The sequence below is a fragment of the Microbulbifer aggregans genome, from assembly GCF_020524005.1.
GTDB classification, from domain to species: domain Bacteria; phylum Pseudomonadota; class Gammaproteobacteria; order Pseudomonadales; family Cellvibrionaceae; genus Microbulbifer; species Microbulbifer aggregans_A.
Genome location: NZ_JAIVKK010000005.1, coordinates 89,811 through 111,804, shown reverse-complemented (window position 1 = coordinate 111,804; position 21,994 = coordinate 89,811). Strand labels below are relative to the sequence as shown.

The following is a 21,994-nucleotide window of genomic DNA, read 5'->3' as shown; positions in this document are numbered from 1 at the left end:
CGCGCCTCAAGCTGTACCACGAAATTGGAGAAGTTCATGTCAGATTCACTGTGCGATATTGGTTTTATTGGCGCGGGAGTCATGGGGAAAAACCTCATTCTCAACCTGGCGGACAACGGTTACCGCGTTTGCGCCTTCGACCTTGACCACAGTCGTCTCGAAGCCCTGCTTGAACAAGATGCGCAGGAGCGTGGCAATCAGCCCCCGCGTGTGGAAGTGTGCAACTCTTATACAGAACTGCTTTCCCGCGTTAAGGCGCCACACCTGGTAATTCTCTCCGTTCCTGCCGGCGCTCCGGTTGACGATGTTTGCAACAAATTGCTGGATGCGGGCATGCAGGCTGACGACATCGTGATTGATACCGGTAATAGCCTCTGGACTGACTCGGTCGAGCGCTGCAAGCGGTATGAGGGCAAATTGATTTTCTTCACTACCGCGGTTTCCGGTGGTGAAGTTGGTGCGCGGTTTGGACCTTCGCTTATGCCGAGTGGTGACCGTTACGCCTGGGCACGTATCGAACCGGTCTGGCATGCCATTGCCGCCAAGGTGGACTCGGCGACCGGCCAGCCTATCGAGCGTTTTGAGCCGGGTAACCCGGTGAAAGAGGGTGAACCCTGCGCCGCTTATATTGGTCCAATTGGTTCCGGCCATTTCGTGAAAATGGTGCACAACGGCATCGAATACGCAGACATGCAGATGATCTGTGAAGCCTATGATGTGATGCGCAGCGCCCTGGAAATGACGCCCAAGGAAATCGCGGATGTATTTCGCGAGTGGAACAAGGGCGTACTGAACAGCTACCTGATTGATATCAGCGCTGAAGTGCTGTCTACCGATGACTCCGAGACCGGACAGCCGCTGGTGGATGTGATTCTGGACCGCGCAGGGCAGAAGGGCACCGGCCTGTGGACCGCGGTGAGCAGCCTCGAAGTAGGTTGCCCGGCGCCGAGTATCGCCGAAGCGGTATTCGCCCGTTCATTGTCCACCCGCAAGGTACTGCGTACCCGTGCGGCGAAAAAGCTGGAAGGGCCTGCGGTGCAGCCGGTACCGGCCGAGGAACGTGAAGCGGTAATCGCGCAGCTGCACGACGCACTCTATTGCGCCAAGATCTGTGTTTACGCGCAGGGCTTTGACCTGATGAAGCTCGCCGCACGGGAGCAGGGCTGGGAACTGAACTTTGCCGAAATAGCACGTATCTGGCGTGCAGGGTGCATTATTCGCGCGGTCTTCCTGCAGTCCATTAGCGATGCGTATGAGCGCGATACCAAACTTTCCAACCTGTTGCTGGACGATTTCTTTATCGAGCAGATCGCCAGCCACCAGGGCAACTGGCGCCGCGCGGTGGCCGATGCTACCCTGGGTGGTATCCCGGTGCCGGCGCTCTCGTCGGCGTTGAGCTATTACGATGCGTTCCGCCGCGAGTCACTGCCGGCAAACCTGTTGCAGGCGCAGCGGGATTTCTTTGGTGCGCATACCTTCTCGCGCGTCGATCGCCCGGAGCAGCAGAAATATCATGTGCGCTGGAGCGAACCTGGTCGCCCGGTTACAAAAATCTGATGTGGGCAGACATTCTGCCCTCGCATAAAAAACGGCCGCTTTTACGAGGCCGTTTTTTTATGGGTGAGAATTTGAAGAGCGGTTAGCGCCCGAACGTATCGCTTACGGCGCCGGGCACGGCCTTCAAAGCAGCGTGGGACCCGCGGGTCAGTCGTTGGAGATTTTGCCCCGCCAACTGGTGATCAAAACACTTCTTCGACTTCAGCCGCCAGTTGGTCGGCATCAGCGCGGGAGGCGCGGGCGACGATTTCATCGACGCTGGCGGTGTCCGTATTGAGGCCACCAAACGCCGCGAGCAGATCTTTCAGCAACGCGGAAATTTCCAGGGTCATCACGGAAAACTCGATATCGAAACGCTGCGCCGCGTTGTCGGCATCGACGTTGTCCGCTTTCTCGGTGACAGCATCGCTGAACTTGAGGCGCTTGATTGCCAGCTGGTCGTCGACCATCAGTTCCACACCGTCGCGCCAGATGAGTCCCAGTTTATACACTTGCATGCCGGCAACCAGGTGATTGTGAATCTCTTCAGCGCACAGGTCCTGGTTCTTACAGCGGATCACGCTGCCGGATTCCTGCGGATCACGCAGTTCACATTCGTGTCCGAACTCAAAATTGGTCGGGGCTTCCGGCGCGGTGAGCCAGTGGGTCATGGATTGCTGCGGGATGTTCTTGGCGGTGAGCGGTATCACTGACAGGCTGCTGATAGCTTCGCGCAGGTTTTCCAGCAGCTCTTCCGCACCCTTGGCGGACGACGCGTTGACTACAATCCAGCCATCTTTCGGGTCAATGTAGGCAAACTGCAGGCGCGAGCGGGCGAATGCCTTGGGGCGCATTTCCAGCAGCACTTCATCTTTCAGGTTCTGCCGTTCCTTGCGACCCACACTGCGGGCCTCTTTATCGGCGATGGCCTGGGCCATCTCTTCAACCCTTTCGTTGATGACCGCAGCAGGAATGACTTTTTCCTGCTTCTTGGCACATACCATCAGGTAGCCATTGGCTGCGTGTACCAGCTCACTGCCGTGGCGGCCAAGCGGGGGTACCCACCCGTAACGGCTCATATCCTGGCTGCCGCAGGGGGTAAACAAGGCTGGTTCCAGCAGTTCGTTCAGCTGTTCAGCGGAGAGATGGAATTCGCGGGTGAGGCGGTATACGCGCAGGTTCTTAAACCACATACAGCAGGCCAATCGTCGATTTGGAAATTAGGGCGGGCATTATGCGATTTATACCCGGCTGGAACCAGCCTAAGTAGGGACGGATCATGCCCGGTCAGTCTCTTCAGTTGTGTAGAAATTGAACGGTCTTTCTACAAGTCCACGCTGCCTTTCTGGCTTTGCGCGTAAACGGTGTAGGGCAGGGCAACGGTGTCTGTTGCTGCCGAGAACACACTGTCGAACAGATAGACTCCCAGCATGGGCAAAAAATAAACGGAGTTACCATTGGAGTTCAGTTTGCACATATTGTAGGCAACACCGCTGTATACCCGTGGCACACTCACACAGGCGGAATTTTGCCGGTTGAGGTTAGAAGCAATCTCTCTATCGGAATGGGTCAGCGTGGTAAATGTGCCGCACCCGGACAGCAGAGACACAGCGATTAGAACAATAAGACACTTCATTGGGGTTCCTTTTTGATGTTTCCCTTTTCTGGCCACTGATACCGGACCATCTTTATTAATGTGGGGTATATCAGGTTGCCAGAATATCCAGGATTTCCACTGGACGTGCAAACAGATGGACAGGATTGTACTCGTTGAGTTCCGCACGTGAGCCGTAGCCCCACAGAACACCGGCACTGGGCAACTGGTTTTTAGCCGCGGCGGAGAGATCAAAATGGCGATCGCCAATCATCAGTGAACGGGTAGAGATTGCGTTGTCGGCAAGCAACCCCTCAAGCTGTTGCCACTTGGCGATACCAACATCGCCGCCGCTGACAAACTCAAAATGGTGCTTGAGGTTAAATTGTTCGAGGATGCGCTTGGCAAAATCAGCGCGCTTCGACGTGCACACGCCGAGCCGGATGTTGTCCCGCTGCCCCAGTTTCGCCAAGGTTTCCGAAATGCCGGGATATAACCGGTTTTCCGCATAACCGATATCTGCGTAGCGTTCCCGGTACTTGTCCACCATAGAGCGAACCAGACCCTGGTCGTCACTGTCTGCGAGGCTGGCGATGGTGGTTTCCAGCGGGGGACCGATATAAGGGGTCAGGGTATTGGCATCGAGTGGTGCGAAATCATGGGCAACCAATGCATAGTTCATGGAATTGACAAACCCTTCGGCGGGGTCGCTGAGGGTGCCGTCGAGGTCAAAAAGCAGCCAGTCATAGTTGGGCATCGGTGCGCTCCGTGTCAGAAGTTGTCAGGCAAAGCTCTGCAAACTGTCCTCTGGTCAGGGAAATCAGGTCGCCAGGCGCCAGCTCAATTTCGAGTCCCCGGCGCCCGGCGCTGACAAAGATGGTTTCCAGTGTTTTTGCAGAATTATGGAGAAACGTAGGCAGGCGCTTTTTCTGGCCCAGTGGGCTCACGCCGCCGAGGACGTAGCCGGACGAACGCATAACATCGTCTTTATCTGCCATCGCCGCCTTCTTTGCACCGGCAGCTTTGGCGATGAGTTTCATATTGAGCTGAAGCTCTACCGGTATTACCGCCACAGCGAGGGCTTTTCCATCGAGTGCGACCACCAGTGTCTTGAACACCCTGTGCGGTTCCAGACCCAGTTTTTCCGCCGCCTCCAGGCCATAGGATTCTGCCGCGGTATCGTGGGTGTACTCGTGAATGTGATAGGTGATTTTTGCTTTTGCGGCGCTGTTGATTGCGGGGGTCATGAGCATTCCTTGCGGCGTTTGAGGCTCGGAAATTAACTCGAGCGCTCGTCGTGAAGGTTGCCGAGCCTGTGTTATGCCCAGTATCAGCAGGCGTCGGTGGCACCATTTCCCGAAGATGGTCCCAAAAAATCCCGGTGCTCACAACTCCCGGGCGTCTGCGCTGTTCGTTTTTTGACTGGCTCCGCACATTGTATTTACGTGGATAAAACACCTATATTGATCTGCTATGCAGTCGGTCAACCTGCGCCACCAAACCGGCACAACTAAGCCTGCACAACAATAACAAGGCATCACCTCAGGAATACACTATGCGAATACCCCTTTTAGCCGTCGTGTTCTCATTGTCTTTGGCAAGCGCCTGTGTTTCGGCCGCTCATCCGGCGCCGCATTGGCAGGGCTCTCAGCTGGAGCGCGAGGTATCGCTTCGCGGCAGTGCCGTCGGCGAAGCCTCGCTTTGGGTGACGGGGACGGAAAGTGCCGTATACAAAAGCCTTGATGGCGGCAACTCCTGGCAGGACGTGTCCGTAACCGGGCAACCTGCCACCGATTTCCGCGATATCGAAGTCTTTGATGATCAAACCGCAATCGTAATGGGGGTGGGAACCGGCTCCGAATCGCGGCTTTACCTCACCGAGGACGGCGGAACTCACTGGCAGCTTCTGTACGACAACCCTGATCCCACCGGATTTTTTGACTCTATTGCATTCTGGAATCGCAATGAAGGAATGCTGTTAGGAGATCCCGTCGACGGCTATTACGTGGTGATGGTGACCCGCGACGGCGGCCGTAGCTGGACCCGAGTGGAGCGAAATCGCCTGCCGCCATTAGCAGAAAATGAGGCCGCGTTTGCTGCCAGTGGCAATACACTGATTGCCGGAAAAGCCGGCGAGGCCTGGTTTACTACCGGTGGGTTGGCCGCTTCCGTATATGCAACGACCGATTTCGGGCAGAGCTGGGTGCGCTTACCCGTGCCGCTTCACACAGATACCGCCACTGCAGGTGGTTATGCGCTTGGCCAAAATCGGCAGGGGCAGGTTTTTGTGATGGGAGGCGATTTCCAGAATCGTCCGGGTAAGTATCCCAATCTGGCAGCCTCTGGGGATCAGGGCTGGGGAAGTGTCAACGCCGGCCAGCGGGGATTGCGCACGGCGATGGCCTGTGCCGAGCGTCTGTGTGTGATTTCCGGAAAGACTGGAAGTGATGTCTCCTTCGATCACGGAGTTACCTGGCAACCGATGTCAGGAGAGGGTTATTACACCCTGTCGGTTGGCAGCGTAGCGGTGGGCAAGGAAATCATACTCGCCGCCGGGCACGATGGCCGGGTAGCAACGCTGTCCGTGAAGAGATCAACCGAATAAAGCAATAAGCCCTGCCGATTGGCAGGGCTTATTGCAGTATGGCTTGGAACTAAACGGCCGTTTTTCGGCTAGTTCTTATTCCATCAGTTGGCCGCAGGAATCGCGGCCACCACTTTCAGGAAGTATTCCCAGAAGTTGCCCACGCTCTCGATATGCACACGCTCTTCCGGAGAGTGCGCGCGGCGAATGGTGGGGCCGAAAGAGACCATGTCCCAGTTGGGGTAGGGCTTGGCCAGCAGGCCGCACTCGAGACCGGCGTGGATTACTTTGACTTCCGGCTCTTTGCCTTCCATTTCCTTGTACACGTCCTTCATCAACGCCAGCAGGGGAGACTGCATGTTCGGCGTCCAGCCCGGGTAGGCATTGTCCAGTGACGCTTCGGCACCGGCGAGCTTAAATGCGGCGGCGACATTGAGGCCGTGTTGGTCACGTGCGCTGTCGGAAAGGCTGCGCACCAGGCACTGGAAGCGCACACGGCTCTGGCTATCTACGGTTTCGGTCACCACGCGGGCCAGGTTGTTGGAAGTATCGGCAATACCTTCCAGCGCTGTGCTCATGCGCTCAACGCCGTTGGGGCAACAGCGGATCAGCTGAATCAGCTTTTGCTGGCTCGCACTATCCATGACACTGGCGGGAAGATCGGTGGCATCCAGGGCAATCTCCAGCTTTTCTTCGTTATTCAGTTCTGCCTTGATGGCGGCAGAAGCCTGCACCACGATTTCGGCTAAGCGCACACTCTGGTCTGCAGCAACAGTGATTACGCTGAATGATTCTCGCGGAATCGCGTTGCGCAGGCTACCGCCATCGAGGCTGGCGATACGCACACTATCCAGCTCGCTTTGCGCGATGTCGATAATGCGGTTGGCGATTTTGTTGGCGTTACCGCGTCCCTTGTCGATATCGAGGCCGGAGTGGCCGCCACGCAGGCCGCGCACACTGAGTTTGAAGGCCTGGTGACCCGCGGGAACTGCCTCAGCGGAGTAGGGCAGGGACGCATTAACGTCCACGCCACCGGCGCAGCCAACGTACAGTTCACCTTCGTCTTCGGTGTCCAGGTTTAGTAGCAGGTCGGCTTCAAAGTAGCCCGGTTGCAGGTTTTTGGCACCGGTCATGCCCGCCTCTTCGTCGATGGTCAGTAGGGCTTCCAGTGCCGGATGCGGAATATCGGTGGATTCCATCAGGGCCAGGATTGCCGCAACACCGATACCGTTGTCCGCGCCCAGTGTGGTGCCTTCCGCGGTTACCCACTCACCGTCGATGTAGGGCTTGATGGAGTCGGTCAGGAAATCGTGGTCGGTGTCGGCATTTTTCTGCGGAACCATATCCACGTGGCTTTGCATGGCGAGTATTTTCCGGTTTTCCATGCCCGGGGTGGCCGGTTTCTTGATGATGATGTTGCCGATCTCGTCCAGCTGCACGTCCAGACCGCGATTTTTGGCGAAGTCGACGATGTACGCCACGACCTTGTCTTCGTGCTTGGAGGGGCGGGGAATCTCGCACAACTTGGAAAAATGTTTCCAGAGCGGAACGGGGTTCAGTTCAGCAATATTCGACATGGGATTTCCTTGAAAGTGGGCCGCGGGTTTCCCGGCCGGTGATGGCCGCCGGGGCTTTTGGCCCCGGGGCTGGCAAGTTTAGTTTTAAAAAGTACTTGCTCGGGTGTGTTATTTCCCGGCTTCCTCGGACGCCTCTACAGTAGCCTCAGGCTGGTCGGCCTGTACCAGCTCCAGAGCGATGCGTCGTTTCTCGGTATCTACCGCAGCCAGCTTGACCTCAACAGATTGATCGAGCTGGAAACGCTCTTCGCCACGGGTAATGGTCAGGCGCTTGCCATCGAACTCGAATGGGTTCTTTTTACCATTGAAGCGCACGAAACCGTTGATACCAGTGTCTTCCATGCGCACACCGATACCCGCGCCGTTGACCAGGGTGATGGTGCCGGCAAATGTCTGTCCGACCAGGCCTTCCAGGTACTGGCAGCAGAGCCACTGTTGCAGGGCGCGATCCGCTTTGCGGCCGTTGGCGACGCTTTGTTGCAGGGTGTCGGCATCTTCCAGCGTTGGCAGGGTTTCGCCCTGAAGCGCAGCGCGCAGCACACGGTGGTTGTGCAGGTCGTTGAACTTACGGATCGGCGAGGTGACGGTCGCGTAATGAGCGAGGCCGAGTCCCAGGTGCGGCGCCGCGCTATGACTGAGTTCACCGGGGCGCAACATGCGTTTCAGTACGGAAAGCACGTTGTGCATTTCCGGCTCACTGTGGGATTCCAGTGTTTTTACCAGATTAAGGTAGTTGTCCAGCTGGTGCAGGTCCTGCTCGGCGTACTCCGGCATGGTTTCCTGCAGCAGGGAGCGGATCTCAGCCATGCGTTCGTCGCGGAAGCCAAGGTGAACGGAGAAACACCCTGCGCCCAGCTCGGCGAGCTTGTTGCCGGCGCAGATATTGGTTGCCAGCATGGCTTCTTCAACCATGCGCTGGGCGGCATTCCGCTCTACCTTTTCGATGCGTTCGACCTTGCGCTGTTCATTCAGAATCAGCTCGTAGTCGGGACGGTCTTCCATAACCAGCGAGTGGCCGGCACGGTAGCTCGCCCGTGCTTTACTCAGGTCATCCAGCAGGCGCAGGCTGATGTGCTGGCCTTCTGGTACGGCAGCGTCGTCGCCTTCGATGAAGCGCGCAACCTGTTGGTAGCTGAGTTTGTGCTGGGAGCGGATGGCGGCAAATTCGTATTCGAACCCATTCAGGGCGCCGTCTTGTCCAACCTCGATGTGCATTACCAGTGCCGGTCGCAATTCACCTTCCAGAAGGGAGAAGCCGCTTTCACACAGGTTGTTGGGCAGCATGGGAAGGGTTTCGCCGGTGAGATAAACACTGTTCGCGCGAGCGCGAGCGTCCTTATCCAGCGCACTGCCAGGCTCGATTACGCTGGAGGGGTCGGCAACGGCAATGTGCAGCGTCCATCCGGCAGTGGCTTTGGTTACCGCCAGAGCATCGTCCATATCCCTGGTTGTTTCGGCATCAATGGTTACGAAGCCCAGATCCGAGAGATCTTTACGCTCTGCGCAGAGGTTTTCCAGTTGAGCGGGGAGGGCGTCGGCCTGTGCGGAAGCAGCCTGGCTGAACTGGGCGGGCAGGCGGTATTGGGCTACGGTGAAGGCATGTTCGATGCCGGCCATATTCGGCTTGCCGACCACACTTTCGACCTTGGCCTGGGCTTTGCCGTCCTTGAACGGGTGGCGAGCGATGCTGCAGGCAATAAACTCGCCGGGCTGCGCTTTACCCCGGGCTTTGGGGGGCAGGAAAATCCAGCGTGAGAGGCCGTGTTCACGGGGCTGGATGAAATGGCCCTGACCGCGCTGTACGTACTCGCCCACGAGGTATTTAAGGTCGGATTCGAGTAGTGAGTCCAGTTCTGCGGAGAGCTTGCCCTGGTCCTCTTCCGTCAGGCTGACTCGCACGCGGTCACCCGGAAATACCCGGTCCATTTCCGCCGGCGCCAAAAAGGCTTCGCGACCATCGTCCAATACCACAAATCCGAATTTGCCATTGCTGCCGCGTACTCGCCCTTCGGCGAATTCCTTGGTGGAGCGGATGTCGGATTTCAGCTGATTGAGCTGCTTGAGGGCGTCGGCATTGAGCATGAATAAATCTCTATGGGTCTGTTTGGGCGCGGATTCTACCAGACCGGGGTTAACAGACCAGAGATAGCTGGGGGGAGTCTGATGGCGCGCGGCAGGCAATGCCTTCCTTTAGGTGACTATTTGGGCGATATGGTTCAAATATGATATTCCATCCTAAAAATCCGTAAAAATTGGGATGCATACGGGTATGCGTGGTCAGTTTGCGCAAAGATCGCAATGTCTTTATTGGGGCAGTGGATATATTCTTAGGGCCCTAGAATAAATCGCGGCCGCGGGCAAAGCCGACAAAATCGGCAGAGGCTGGCGCAGCCGCAAAACCGGCCTCCGAAGAGGAACGTTTATGAGTGTTTTTTCCCATCCCGCTTACGATAATCATGAAGAAGTCGCTTTCTATCACGACGCCAAAAGCGGTCTGAAAGCGATTATCGCCGTACACAACACCAACCTTGGCCCCTCGCTGGGTGGTTGCCGCATGTGGCCCTACGCCGATGACAACGAAGCCCTGAACGATGTGCTGCGGCTTTCCCGCGGCATGACTTACAAGTCGGCCATGGCCGGCCTGAAGCTGGGTGGCGGCAAGTCGGTGATTATTGGTGATCCGCGCAAGGAAAAGACACCTGAGCTGCTGCGCGCCATGGGTGACTTCCTGAACACGCTTGGTGGCCGCTATATCACCGCCGAGGACTCCGGTACCAGTGTGGCGGATATGAAAATTATCGGTGAGCGCACTGAATTCGTATCCGGTATGACAGCAGGCCAGGAGCATGGCGGCGACCCATCCCCGTCAACCGCTTATGGCGTGTTTGTCGGCCTCAAGGCTGCGGTGGCGCACCGTTGGGGGCGCACCGATCTGAATGGTCTCAAAGTCTCGATCCAGGGTGTTGGCAATGTGGGCTTCCGTCTGGCAAAGCTGCTGAAAGAAGCCGGCGCCGAGCTGTTTGTTACTGATATCTTCCAGGACAACGTCGATCGCGCAGTGAATGAGCTGGGTGCGACCGCGGTGACTGCCGATGAAATTTTCGACCTGGACGTTGATCTGTTCGCTCCCTGTGCCCTTGGCGCAATCCTCAACGACAACACCATTGAACGCCTGAAAGTAGGTGCCATTGCCGGCGCCGCAAACAATCAGTTGGCGGAAGAGCGCCACGCGGCGGTTCTGCGTGAGAAAGGCATCCTTTACGCACCGGACTACGTGATTAATGCCGGCGGTATTATCGACGTTTATTACCAGCAGCTGGGTGAATACAACCCGGAGCAGGTAAAGGCGCACATCGAAAACATTGGCACTACCATGCAGGAAATTTTCCAGCGTGCGGATGAAACCGGCGAAACTACTGCGCATGTGGCAGACCGCATCGCGGAAGAGCGCTTCGGGCATCAGGACACACTCAACGACGCTGATTCTGCAGCGGCGTAAATTATTTCAAATCCCCGCGACGACGTTATCGTCTCTCTGTGAGGTATTTTTCGGGCGCTACGGCGCCCGTTTTTTTTGCCTAAACTAAATGCGCTCGCAACGGGTGCAGCTGTTTTTCCAGTTGTATCCCGCGCAACTTCGTTGACATCGCCTTTCACGACAAAAACCGGGATAACGAACCATGCAGATGTGCAGTGCTTTCCGTTGGCTGGCAGCAATGGCCATTTTTATTTCCGTTGCACTTGCCGGGTGCCAGCGGGAAGAGTCGGCGCAGGAAGAGCCCGATACCCATCGTGCATTGACGGTAGATAAAGAAGCTGCCGCCAGTAGTAAGGCAGCGGCCCGCGGCAGGGAGTCAGGAGTCGAAGTCCCGAAAATCGAAATTCCTTTTCACAAGGAAGTGCTGAAAAACGGGCTGACAGTAATCGTCCATGAGGATCACAAGGCGCCGGTGGTGGCAATCAACATCTGGTACAAGGTGGGATCCAAGGATGAGGTTCCGGGAAAGACTGGCTTCGCACACCTGTTCGAACACCTGATGTTCAACGGTTCAGAAAACGCACCTGGGGAGTACTTCGAACCTTTCCAGCGTTCGGGTGCCACGGACATGAATGGCACGACCAACAATGATCGAACCAACTACTTCGAAACGGTGCCAGTAGGCGCGCTGGATATGGCGCTGTGGATGGAGTCTGACCGGATGGGGCACTTCAAGGGCGCCATCAGTCAGGAAAAGCTCGACGAGCAGCGAGGCGTGGTCAAAAACGAAAAACGCCAGGGTGAAAATGCCCCGTATGGGCGGGCGTTTGAAGTCATCGCCAAGAGCACCTTTCCCTCCGATCATCCTTACTCGTGGACCACCATCGGTTCGATGGAGGACCTGGATAACGCCAGCCTCGAAGATGTTAAGCAGTGGTTCACCGATTACTACCAGCCGGCCAACGCGGTACTGGTCATTGCCGGTGACATTACCGTTAAAGATGCCATGGCGAAGGCCCGGGAATACTTTGGGGATATTCCCAGTACCTCGGTGCCCGCGCAGCTGAAGAGCTGGGAGCTGCCCACCCAAGTGCAAAAACGGGAAGTGATGACGGATCAGGTTCCCCAAACGCGTATCTATAAAATCTGGAATGTACCCGCCGTTGGCAGCCAGGAAGAAAATGCGCTGGATTTGCTGACGTCTCTCCTGGCCAACCGCAAGAACTCGCTGTTGTATCGCCGCCTGGTCAGGGATGAAAAAGTGGCTACCAGTGTTAGCGCGTTTTACTACGGCCGTCAGCTGGCGGGCCAGTTGTTTATTATGGTGGATGTAAAGCCCGGGCAGCCGGTAGAGAAGGTGGAAAAACTGCTCAATGATGAGCTGGCCGAATTCGCGAGTACCGGGGTCAGTGGGGAGGAGCTCAAGCGTATCAAGCAGAGCGAGTTTGCCAGTTTGGTCAAGGGTCTGGAGAAAATCGGTGGTTTTGGTGGCAAAACCGATATTCTGGCCCAGTCGGAATTTTATTATGGTGACCCGGGAGCCTTGCTGGATAGCCTGAAAGACTACGCCGCGGTGACAGCGGAAGAGGTTCAGGACATAGCGCAAAAATGGCTGACGCCGGAGCACTACACACTCATTATTGAGCCGAAAGACAAATATTCCGTTACCGGTGCGGATGTGGACCGCAGCAAGTTACCGGTAGTGAATAAAATGGTCGAGCTGGAGCTGCCGGAGCAGCAGGCGTTTACGCTGGACAATGGCCTCAAAGTGGTTCTTGCGGAGCGGCACGATACCCCGGTGGTGTTCATGAGTTTGCAGTATCGCAGCGGCGCGTCGGCCGATGGCGATCAACCCGGGCTGGCGTCGGTGGTGGCGCGAATGTTGAGCGAAGGTGCTGGTAGTTATGACAGTCTGGAATTCAGCGCGCGGCAAGAGGAGCTGGGTGCAAGTATTGGTGCCAGCAGCGGGCTGGATTACAACACCCTGAGTTTCAGTGCCCTGAAAACCCAGTTGAAGCCATCGCTGGAGCTGTTCCGCGACGTTATTTCCAGTCCTCTGTTTCCGGAAGAGGACCTGGCGCGGGTCAAATCCAACTGGCTTGATTCTATTGCCCAGGAAGAAGCGCAACCCCAGAGCCTGGCACTGCGGAAGTTGCCCCCGCTGTTATTTGGAAAAGACCATCCTTACGGTGCACCATTGACCGGGTCCGGTACGGTGGAAGCCATCAAATCCATAACCCGCGATGACCTGGTTGGCTTCCACAAAACCTGGCTGCGCCCGGACAACGCGCAGCTCACGGTCGTGGGCGATGTCAGCAAGGACGAGATTTACCGCTTGCTGAACCAGACGCTTGGCAAGTGGGAGGCGCCGCGGGGTGAGCTGCCGGCACTGGAGCTGGCGGAGGTGGCGCGGCCCGAGAAGGCGCGTATATACCTGCTTGATCGGCCGGGCGCCCAGCAGAGTTACATCATGGCGGGCCTGGTGATGCCACCGTGGAAGCCGGAGGGGGCGGAAGCGTTTGATGCCATGGCGTCGGTCATTGCCGGCAAGTTCACTTCCCGTATCAATATGAATCTGCGTGAAGACAAGCACTGGTCCTATGGCGCCCGCGCGGTTTCGCTCGATACCGAAGCGCAGCGCCCATATATCGTATTTGCGCCGGTGCAAACCGACAAAACTGCTCCGGCCATGCGCGAGCTGCTGAAAGAATACCGCGATTTTCTATCCAGTAAGCCAGTGAAGGATAAGGAGCTGTCCGATTATAAAGACGATGAAGTGTTGAAGCAGAGCGCGCGCTTCCAGACGAAAGGGCAATTGTTGTCGAGTATCGCATGGCAAGTGGAGAAGGGGTTGCCGCCGGAATATATTGCCGAATACCCGCAGCGGGTAAGTGTTCTGGACAAGGAGCAAGTGGAGGCCGCAGCCAAGCAATACCTCGCTCCGGATCAGTTTACCTGGATGGTGGTCGGCGACCTCAGCAAGATTCAGAAAGAAATCGAAGCGCTGGATATTGGGCCGGTGGAGGTGTTGCCTGGTAAGCAGTGATTGCCGAGCCGTTGAAGCTGGTAGTTAATTAATTGTGCCCACTTAAATCGCCTGGTGGCAGTAACGCTGCCGGGTGGGACCTTGCGAGACACGTAGTAAACCTATCCCTGGGGGCTCTTTCGCGACATCCATGTCGTAGGAGGTCCCGCAAGGCCCCACCCGGCATCGTCACCTTCGCCCGTCGTTTGGTTTGTTTAATATCATTGTGCTATGGAGTGTGTCGGGCTGTTGCGCGCCACCTCAATTGCGGTAAATTGTCGCCTTCCTTGATAACAATAAATCTGGCAGGAAACGCGAACCGGTAACAATCCCGGTAGCTTCCGGCCATTTCATGGGGCGACAATGACCGCAATTCCTACTTTTTACTCTCTCCGAGTAACTTCAGCGCGTTGGTCAAAACTTCAAAGACATGCGCGGCACCTGCTCGGCTTGATGCTGTTGCTCGGCGGTTCTGCAATGGCTGCGGCGGAAAATCTCGCCGTGCAGGCGGGCTGGATGTTCGACAGCGAGAGCGGGCGGCTGCTGGAGAAGCGCACTGTGCACGTGGTCGACGGTAAGGTTGAGTCTGTTGAGCGCGGCTTTCGGCAGCGGGAAGGGGAGCGGGTGATTGATCTGCGCGGTTACTCTCTGCTGCCCGGCCTGATGGATATGCATACCCATCTCGCCTACGAGTATGGCCCGCGCACCTATACCGAAACGTTTACCTGGAACCCGGCGGATTACACCCTGCGTGCGGTCAACACCGCTGAACGTACCCTGATGGCTGGTTTCACCACCGTACGGGATCTGGGGGATAGCGGGAATGTCACGGTTAGCCTGCGCAATGCCATCAATCGCGGTGATATCGTCGGGCCGAGGGTGTTTACCGCCGGTAAATCAATTGCCACCACTGGCGGACACGCCGATCCCACAAATGGGTACAAATCGAGCCTGATGGGCAGCCCTGGTCCTGCGGACGGCGTTGTGAACGGTGCCGCCAGTGCGCGCCAGGCGGTTCGCCAGCGCTACAAGGATGGCGCCGACCTGATCAAGATCACGGCGACTGGTGGTGTGTTGAGTGTGGCCAAGAGTGGTCAGAATCCCCAGTTTATGGATGATGAGCTGGAAGCTATTGTCGCTACTGCCAAAGATTACGGTTTTACCGTGGCGGTGCATGCTCATGGTAAGGAAGGGATGGAGCGGGCGATCACGGCCGGAGTGGATTCTATCGAACATGGTACCTTTATGGATGATCGCACCATGGCGCTGATGAAAGAGCATGATACCTGGTATGTGCCGACACTGATGGCGGGGGAGTGGGTGACCCGAAAATCTCACGTGGAAGGTTTCTTCCCTGAAATGGTTCGGGTTAAAGCGGCCACAATCGGGCCATTGATCCAGGATACGTTTGGTCGCGCCTACCGCAAGGGATTGAATATCGCCTTTGGCACGGACTCCGGCGTTAGCCGTCACGGTGACAATGCACAGGAATTTGCCCTGATGGTTCAGAGTGGTATGTCCCCCGGGGACGCGATTCGCTCCGCTACCTGGAATGCCGCACAGCTGTTGAATGCGGAGGACGAATTGGGAAGCATCAGTCCGGGCAAGTGGGCTGACATGGTTGCGGTGGTGGGAAATCCGCTGGAAGATATCACTACGTTGCAACGTGTTCGCTTCGTAATGAAAGGCGGTAAGGTTTACAAGCAGCCTGAATAAGAACGTTCACCAGCTCCCCCGGCAGTGGCCGGGAGAGTTGGAAAATGCGTTACTTCGCGAGTTCGAAAACCAGCTCCATGTTGACGGAAACGCTGGTTTCACCCGGTGCGATCGGGGTGCTGGCTGCATCTTTTGCCATCCCCATTTCTGCACGCATCATCGGGCGCGGCATGCCGCCGTGGCTGCCCTCGGAAATACTGACAATTCTCACTACCTTGGCGTCGAGCGCTTTTGCGTAAGACTCCGCGCGGGCGCGCGCCTGCGCCAGGGCTTTTTCGCGAGCCTCTGCCAGCAGTGGTTCCGGCTCGCCGATCGTGAAGCTGGGGCCATAGATCTGGTTGGCGCCGGCAGTGGCCAGTGCATCGATGACTTTGCTCAGGTCGTCCAGTTTGCGCACAGTGATGTTCACCGTGTTGCGGGCTATATAACTGGTGATCTGGCGGTCAGGGCGATTCGGACTACCTGCCGAGTTCTCCGGGTAGCTGTAGCGGGGTGACAGGCTGATACCGCTGGTCTGCACATCCTTGTCTTCGATGCCGGCCTTTTTGATCGCCTTCATCAGTGCTTCCATCTGCTCGGCGTTGTCTTTCATCGCCGCACTACTTTCTGCTGCCTCGGTGACCACGCCTGCGGAGAGGCTGGCCGTATCTGGCGCACGGCTCGCTTCGCCTTGTGAGGATATGGAAATCAGTGTGCCCGTAGGCTTGCTTTCGGTACTGTTGCCGCAGCCGGCTGTGAATGCCACAAGGCCTGCGAGCAGGCCGGCGGTAAACAGTTTTATCGTGTTTTGCATGGCGAATCCTTGTATTGCCAGTGGTACTACTTATTACGGGGTTTATACCCGGCGCGTAATAGTGCCTATTGTTCACTGAAAAACATGAATCTCAGGTGAACAGGCGCGCGAACGTCTCGTCTTGCGGGTGGTAAATGGCAAAGCCCAGTCTCAGCAACTGCTGGCGACGATCGCAGAGCACATTTTTTTTTCGCAGTTCAGCCTGCAGCTCCTCCGCATTCTCCGCGGAACCGCAGCGGAAGGTGAAAAAGTGTCCGTGGCCATTTTCCAGGTCGTGGTGAATCAGGTTGTTGCGGTTTAGCAGGGGGTGTGTTGCTGCATCCATCGCAGCCAGAAAGCGCTGCTGGTTTTCCTGTACATAGCGGTGGATGGTTTCAACGGAGACTCCGTCGTGCTTGAACAATTCCAGCACCGACAGTGCTTTGTATAAAGCGGAGTAATCCATGGTGGCGCCGGCAAAACGCAACCAGTTATCGCCATAGCCCACACCTTCAGCGCGATTCTCCAGTTCGGCCATTTCTGCAAACCAGCCGGTATTGAGCGGACGCAACTGGCAGCCGCGGGGAATGGACATAAAGCACATGCCTTCGCCGGCACCCAGGTATTTGTAGGAGCCTGCTGTGTAGAACACTTTGTCGGCAATCGCGCTGAGATCCGTGGGACGAGCGAAGAACGCGTGATATCCGTCGATTACCATTTGGGTTGCGTCGGGCTTGCGCGCGGCGATTTCCAGTAGTTGCGGAAAGGCTACACCGGAATCGAAGAACACCTGGCTGGCGTAAGCGAGCTGGTAGTTGCCACTGCACAGTTCTTGCTCAAAACGCTGGGGCAGGGTGGCGAAGGGTTCTGTCGGTATGCGTACCACCTCGACGTTGGGCATTTCTTCCAGTCGCAGCAGCTGGCGGGCGAAGCTGTAAAACTCGCCGTCGGTCGTCAGGATACGTAACGGCTTCACTGGATCGAACGCGCTTAAAAGGCGGGCCACAAGCTCGTGAGTATTGGGGGCCAGGGCGATCTGCTCCGGAGCCGGCAAATTCAGCGTGTCTGCGATCGCGCGCTGGAACGCGGGGATTTTTTCACCAAAGATAAGTTCCCACTTTGCATCGGCGAGGTTCGCGGCGTCCTGCCAGTATTGCTGAACGGCATCCAGGGTTACGTCCGGCCAGTAGTGGTGGGAGTGGCACGCCATGTGCAGCATGGCTTCCGGGCATTCGGGGGTGGCTGCATTTTGTGCGGCCTGTAAAAACTGACGATAGTATTTTTGGTACATTTCGCTCTGGTATCTGATGAGTTTACCGATTAAGTTGTCCCGCGATTGTAATCCCGCTAAGGAGGACCTGCAGTGGAATATTTGCACACTATGGTGCGCGTCACCGATTTGGACGAATCTTTAAAGTTTTATTGCGACAAGCTTGGCCTGGTTGAGGTGGCGCGCAATGACTACGAAAAAGGCCGTTTTACCCTGGTGTTTCTGGCAGCCCCCGGAGATGCGGATGCCGCTCGCGAAAACAAGCGTCCCTGCGTGGAACTTACTTACAACTGGGATCCGGAGTCCTACTCCGGTGGCCGGAATTTCGGTCACCTGGCGTACCAGGTAGATGATATCTACGCGACCTGTCAGCATCTTATGGATAATGGGGTGACGATCAACCGTCCGCCGCGGGATGGCTATATGGCCTTCATTCGCTCCCCGGATGACATTTCCATCGAGTTGTTGCAAAAGGGTGAGCCCCTTGCGCCGCAGGAGCCCTGGGCATCCATGGAAAACACTGGAGAGTGGTGATTCGTTCGTGAAACAGAGAAGTTGTGTGATCCTCGCGGGCGCCAGCGCCGCGCAGAGGGTGCGAGAGGAAGGCCTGAGTCAGGGGCAGATTTCCACCTTGGTGGGCGCCTCGGGCGGGCCGAAATGGCTGGCGATCAGTCAGCTGGATCGCGTGCTGATGCGGGAGTTCTTCCGCGATCGCACGGCGCCGATTGTGACTTTAGGGTCGTCGATCGGCAGCTTCCGCAATATGTGTTACGCGACATCCAACCCGCTGGAAGCGCTGGAAAAGCTGGAATACGGCTATATCAACCAGACCTACGCAACGGACAGGCCAACACCGGCGGAAGTAACCGCTGCGGGAGAGCAGATCCTGCAAGCAGTACTAGGCAGCAATGGTGCCCGTGAAGTCGCCGATAACCCGGTGTGGCACAGCCACTTCGTGACTGTCCGTGGTCGCGGTCCTCTGGCCAGCGAGAAAAAAATGGTGCTGGCGCCGGCGCTTCTCGCGTCGGCACTGGCCAATGCCGTGAGCCGGCGCAGCCTCAGCGCGTTTTGGGATCGGGTGGTTTTCCATTCCGGCGAGCAGTCCGGTATCGCCTTCGATCACCTGAGTACCACTAATACCCGTTTGAGCCAGGACAACGTCTGCGCCTCGGTATTGGCCAGTGGGTCCATTCCGCTGGTGATGGCCGGCGTGCCGACGCCTCAGGGTGCTCCGGCAGGGAATTACCGCGACGGCGGTATTACCGACTACCACTTCGATCTCGGCTTTAAGCACCCGGAAGGACTGGTGCTGTATCCGCACTTCTTCCCGTATATGGTGCCGGGCTGGTTCGACAAGAGCTTCCGCTGGCGCTGGGTGCGGGGTGGGGCGATGCAGAACGTGATACTGGTTGCTCCGTCGCCGTCCTGGGTCGCCAAATTGCCGTTTGGAAAGATCCCGGATCGGGATGATTTCGTGAAGCTCACTACAGAAGAGCGCCTGAAGTATTGGCACTCGGTGGTGGACGCGGCGAAATCTGTGGCGGAGGATTTCTTTGAAATGTGGCAAACTGGCGCGATCGCCGATGAGTTGATCGAAGTCGGTGGAGACCAGGCGCCGCACAAGCTGGCGCTGGCAATGTCTGCCTGATTTTCGAGCCGGTATCGCGTATATGACTGAATCCGCATTCAATGAACCACAGGAAGAGTTTCGCACTACGCAGGAACGGGTGTACTACCAGGTGCGAGACGCCATTCTGAGGGGGCAGTTTCTGCCCGGTAAGTCGGTCACGATACGGGGGCTGGCGGCGGAGCTGGATTGCAGTCCGATGCCCGTGCGCGAAGCACTGCGCCGGTTGACCTCCGAGCGCGCGCTGGAATTGTCCGATACCCGCAGGGTCACGGTACCCACAATGACCCGCGAAAAGCTGGACGAAATCTGTGCAGCTCGGGTGGCGCTGGAATGCCAGGCTGCTGAGCAGGCTTTACCGTTCGTGGGGGAGGTGGAGCTGGAGCAGTTGCGGGCGCTGGACGACCGGGTCACCCGGGCGCTGGCTAGCCAGGACATGCAGGAGTATGTCACCGGCAACCTGGAGTTTCACTTTACTCTCTATCAGCTCGGGCGCCCGCACATCATCCTTTCCCTGATCGAAAGCCTGTGGCTGCAGACGGCTCCGTTGCAACACCTCGTGTTTCAGCGGTTTGGTGTGCAGGAGCTACCGGATCGCCACCAGGACCTGATTGAGGCCATTGCAAGTAAGGATATCCAGCGGGTTCGCACTGCGATTCGCCAGGATATCGAAGAGGGCCTCGGGTCCATTTCTGCAGAAGAGTTAATGCAATCCTGATGTTTAGTTATTTCCATATCCTGCTGCACGTACTGGTGCCTGTGGCGATCGCCTGGTTTTTCTTTCGTGAAGAATGGAAGAAAGCGGCGCTTATCATGTTGGCGGCGAACCTGGTTGATCTGGACCATTTGCTGGCGGATCCGATATACGACCCGAATCGCTGCAGTATCAACTTCCACCCCCTGCACACCATGTTCCCGATTTCGTTCTATGGTGCGGCGATGTTTTTACCCTGGAAGCCCGTGCGCTGGCTGGGTATTGGCCTGGTGATCCATATGCTGCTGGACGCAGTGGACTGCGCCTTCTGACGGCAGTGTTGCCCCAGGTCAGCCTCAGGAGGCCTGGTTAAACCGTTCGTCTTATGCGTCGGCCGATTGCCGTGCCGGCGCGTTTCCCACCTTTGTTACCTCTCTATCGTTGTACCCGTTATCCCCTCGGTGCTCCTGTTTTCACCCTTTGTGGGTTTGCTTTGCCCTGCGTGCTCGCGGCAACTTTCCGGGTGTCAGTTGGAGTGCTGGGGTTTGAAAGGTTCCCGGTGCATTGGTCACGACTATAGTGTTTAGCGAACTGTATTTAGCGCAAGCGTTCGCGCAGTTATCGATAGTTCTTGCATAACCCTTGGGGCTCCCCCTAGAATGTGATCACATTTTTGGTCGCCCTGTTTGGGCGATTGCAGATACGAATCAGTGATTCAGGAGTGAGGTCATGAACAAAAGCCAATTACAACAACACGATCGCGAGCACCTTCTGCACCCGTTTACCGATTTTCACGATCTGGGGCGCCAGGGAACCCGTGTAATCACCAGTGCCGAGGGCGCCTACATCACTGATATCGACGGGCACACCATGCTCGACGGCATGTCCGGCCTCTGGTGCTGTAACCTGGGTTACAGCCGCCGTGAAATCAGTGAGGCGATCTACGAGCAGCTCAACAAACTGCCGTTCTACAACAGCTTCTTCCAGTGCACCACCGTACCTTCCATTGAGCTGGCAGACCTGCTGGCGGAAGTTACTCCGGCGCACATGAATAACGTGTTCTTTACCGGCTCCGGCTCCGAGGCAAATGACACCAATCTGCGTCTGATTCGTCGCTATTGGGACCTGAAAGATCAGCCGGAAAAGCGCATCGTCATTTCACGCCAGAACGCCTATCACGGTTCTACCATCGGAGGCGCGAGTCTCGGCGGTATGGGCGGTATGCACAAGCAGTTCCAGGCACTGGACTACATCGAGCATATCCAGCAACCCTACTGGTTCGGTGAAGGTGGCGACATGTCACCGGAGGAGTTCGGTGTTTATGCCGCTCGCTGCCTGGATGAGAAAATCCAGGAGCTGGGGCCTGAAAAAGTGGCCGCGTTTATCGCTGAGCCGATCCAGGGTGCCGGTGGGGTAATTATTCCGCCGGAAACTTACTGGCCGGAAGTGAAAAAGGTTCTGGATCAGTACGACATCCTGCTGGTAATGGATGAGGTGATCTTTGGTTTCGGGCGTACCGGTGAGTGGTTCGGTGCTGACTACTACGGTATGCAGCCGGATCTGATGACGTTTGCGAAAGCGGTCACCAATGGCTATTTCCCACTGGGTGGCACCATGATCAGCGATCGGGTGGCGGACGTGATTAAGGCCAAGGGTGGCGAGTTTACCCACGGCTACACCTACTCGGCACACCCGGCGGCCTGTATGGCAGGTATCGCCACCCTGAATATTCTGCGAGATGAAAAAATCATCGAAAACGTGCGCGATAATACCGGGCCTTACCTGGCCAAGCGCTGGGCGGAGTTGGCGGATCACCCGATTGTGGGGGAGGCGCGTAATCTCGGCCTCGTTGGCGCGCTGGAACTGGTCAAAGACAAGGGCAGTCGCGCGCGATTTGATGACAAGAGCACAGCCGGTACCGTGTGTCGTGATATGAGTATCAAGAACGGTCTGGTCATGCGAGCTACCGGCGATACCATGATCATTGCTCCGCCGCTGATCATTACCTGCGACCAGGTTGATGAGCTGGTGGAAAAAGCGCGACGCGCGCTGGATGATACCGCCCAGGCGATGGCGTAATATCGTCCGAACCTGCCCCCCATTTTTACGTTTTGGGTTCCT

General features: G+C 56.9%; 18 protein-coding genes. 10 read left to right on the top strand and 8 right to left on the bottom strand.

All coding sequences use genetic code 11. The annotated features are described in order from the left end of the window. Positions 1 to 36 precede the first annotated feature (36 nt). Positions 37 to 1,557 carry an NADP-dependent phosphogluconate dehydrogenase gene (gene gndA, locus LC093_RS11040; protein WP_226664846.1) on the top strand — a complete coding sequence of 507 codons (1,521 nt, stop codon included), beginning with the start codon at positions 37 to 39 and terminating at the stop codon, positions 1,555 to 1,557. Positions 1,558 to 1,739: 182 nt separating this feature from the next. Here gndA and rdgC read toward each other — a convergent pair whose 3' ends face one another. The 4 genes from rdgC to ybaK form a co-directional block, all read right to left on the bottom strand. Further along, positions 1,740 to 2,729, bottom strand: a complete 990-nt coding sequence (gene rdgC, locus LC093_RS11035; protein ID WP_226664845.1) for a recombination-associated protein RdgC — start codon at positions 2,727 to 2,729, stop codon at positions 1,740 to 1,742. Between the two features lie 131 nt (positions 2,730 to 2,860). Next, entirely contained in the window at positions 2,861 to 3,172 is a 312-nt protein-coding gene (locus LC093_RS11030; protein ID WP_226664844.1) for a YceK/YidQ family lipoprotein, read from the bottom strand. Between the two features lie 70 nt (positions 3,173 to 3,242). Continuing rightward, positions 3,243 to 3,887 carry an HAD hydrolase-like protein gene (locus LC093_RS11025; protein ID WP_226664843.1) on the bottom strand — a complete coding sequence of 215 codons (645 nt, stop codon included), beginning with the start codon at positions 3,885 to 3,887 and terminating at the stop codon, positions 3,243 to 3,245. Next, positions 3,874 to 4,377 (bottom strand): Cys-tRNA(Pro) deacylase, encoded by a 504-nt coding sequence (gene ybaK, locus LC093_RS11020; protein WP_226664842.1) that lies wholly within the window; start codon positions 4,375 to 4,377, stop codon positions 3,874 to 3,876. The genes LC093_RS11025 and ybaK overlap by 14 nt, the downstream gene beginning before the upstream one ends. A 308-nt stretch (positions 4,378 to 4,685) precedes the next feature. Here ybaK and LC093_RS11015 point away from each other — a divergent pair, with 308 nt between their 5' ends. Continuing rightward, complete coding sequence (locus LC093_RS11015; RefSeq protein ID WP_226664841.1) at positions 4,686 to 5,735, top strand: WD40/YVTN/BNR-like repeat-containing protein; 1,050 nt, start codon at positions 4,686 to 4,688, stop codon at positions 5,733 to 5,735. Positions 5,736 to 5,818: 83 nt separating this feature from the next. Here the strand turns inward: LC093_RS11015 and LC093_RS11010 are convergent, their stop codons facing one another. Together LC093_RS11010 and LC093_RS11005 are read right to left on the bottom strand one after the other, a co-directional pair. Beyond that, a complete protein-coding gene (locus LC093_RS11010) occupies positions 5,819 to 7,291 on the bottom strand; it encodes an aminoacyl-histidine dipeptidase (protein ID WP_226664840.1) in 1,473 nt (490 codons plus the stop codon). Positions 7,292 to 7,399: 108 nt separating this feature from the next. After that, a complete protein-coding gene (locus LC093_RS11005; RefSeq protein WP_226664839.1) occupies positions 7,400 to 9,373 on the bottom strand; it encodes a VacB/RNase II family 3'-5' exoribonuclease in 1,974 nt (657 codons plus the stop codon). A gap of 340 nt (positions 9,374 to 9,713) precedes the next feature. Here LC093_RS11005 and LC093_RS11000 point away from each other — a divergent pair, with 340 nt between their 5' ends. From LC093_RS11000 to LC093_RS10990, 3 genes are all read left to right on the top strand, one after another. Further along, the gene (locus tag LC093_RS11000; RefSeq protein WP_226664838.1) at positions 9,714 to 10,790 is read left to right on the top strand and encodes a Glu/Leu/Phe/Val dehydrogenase dimerization domain-containing protein; all 1,077 of its coding nucleotides are present in this window, start codon (positions 9,714 to 9,716) and stop codon (positions 10,788 to 10,790) included. 181 nt (positions 10,791 to 10,971) lie between these two features. Further along, positions 10,972 to 13,815, top strand: coding sequence for a M16 family metallopeptidase (locus LC093_RS10995; protein ID WP_226664837.1), 2,844 nt, complete (start codon positions 10,972 to 10,974; stop codon positions 13,813 to 13,815). A gap of 456 nt (positions 13,816 to 14,271) precedes the next feature. Continuing rightward, positions 14,272 to 15,510, top strand: coding sequence for a metal-dependent hydrolase family protein (locus LC093_RS10990; protein WP_226664836.1), 1,239 nt, complete (start codon positions 14,272 to 14,274; stop codon positions 15,508 to 15,510). 49 nt (positions 15,511 to 15,559) lie between these two features. On the opposite strand, the gene LC093_RS10985 is transcribed toward LC093_RS10990, so the two are convergent. Together LC093_RS10985 and LC093_RS10980 are read right to left on the bottom strand one after the other, a co-directional pair. After that, positions 15,560 to 16,303, bottom strand: a complete 744-nt coding sequence (locus LC093_RS10985; protein WP_226664835.1) for an SIMPL domain-containing protein — start codon at positions 16,301 to 16,303, stop codon at positions 15,560 to 15,562. 91 nt (positions 16,304 to 16,394) lie between these two features. After that, complete coding sequence (locus LC093_RS10980) at positions 16,395 to 17,573, bottom strand: aminotransferase class V-fold PLP-dependent enzyme (RefSeq protein WP_226664834.1); 1,179 nt, start codon at positions 17,571 to 17,573, stop codon at positions 16,395 to 16,397. A gap of 72 nt (positions 17,574 to 17,645) precedes the next feature. On the opposite strand from LC093_RS10980, the gene LC093_RS10975 reads away from it, so the two are divergent. The 5 genes from LC093_RS10975 (at position 17,646) to LC093_RS10955 (ending at position 21,952) form a co-directional block, all read left to right on the top strand. After that, entirely contained in the window at positions 17,646 to 18,086 is a 441-nt protein-coding gene (locus LC093_RS10975) for a VOC family protein (protein ID WP_226664833.1), read from the top strand. Positions 18,087 to 18,093: 7 nt separating this feature from the next. Continuing rightward, the gene (locus LC093_RS10970) at positions 18,094 to 19,200 is read left to right on the top strand and encodes a hypothetical protein (protein ID WP_226664832.1); all 1,107 of its coding nucleotides are present in this window, start codon (positions 18,094 to 18,096) and stop codon (positions 19,198 to 19,200) included. A gap of 22 nt (positions 19,201 to 19,222) precedes the next feature. Continuing rightward, on the top strand, positions 19,223 to 19,897 hold the full coding sequence (locus tag LC093_RS10965; protein ID WP_226664831.1) for a GntR family transcriptional regulator: 675 nt from the start codon (positions 19,223 to 19,225) through the stop codon (positions 19,895 to 19,897). Then, positions 19,897 to 20,205 (top strand): DUF6122 family protein, encoded by a 309-nt coding sequence (locus tag LC093_RS10960; protein WP_226664830.1) that lies wholly within the window; start codon positions 19,897 to 19,899, stop codon positions 20,203 to 20,205. Before LC093_RS10965 ends, LC093_RS10960 begins: the two co-directional genes overlap by 1 nt. A gap of 397 nt (positions 20,206 to 20,602) precedes the next feature. After that, positions 20,603 to 21,952, top strand: coding sequence for an aspartate aminotransferase family protein (locus LC093_RS10955; RefSeq protein WP_226664829.1), 1,350 nt, complete (start codon positions 20,603 to 20,605; stop codon positions 21,950 to 21,952). Positions 21,953 to 21,994: the final 42 nt, after the last annotated feature.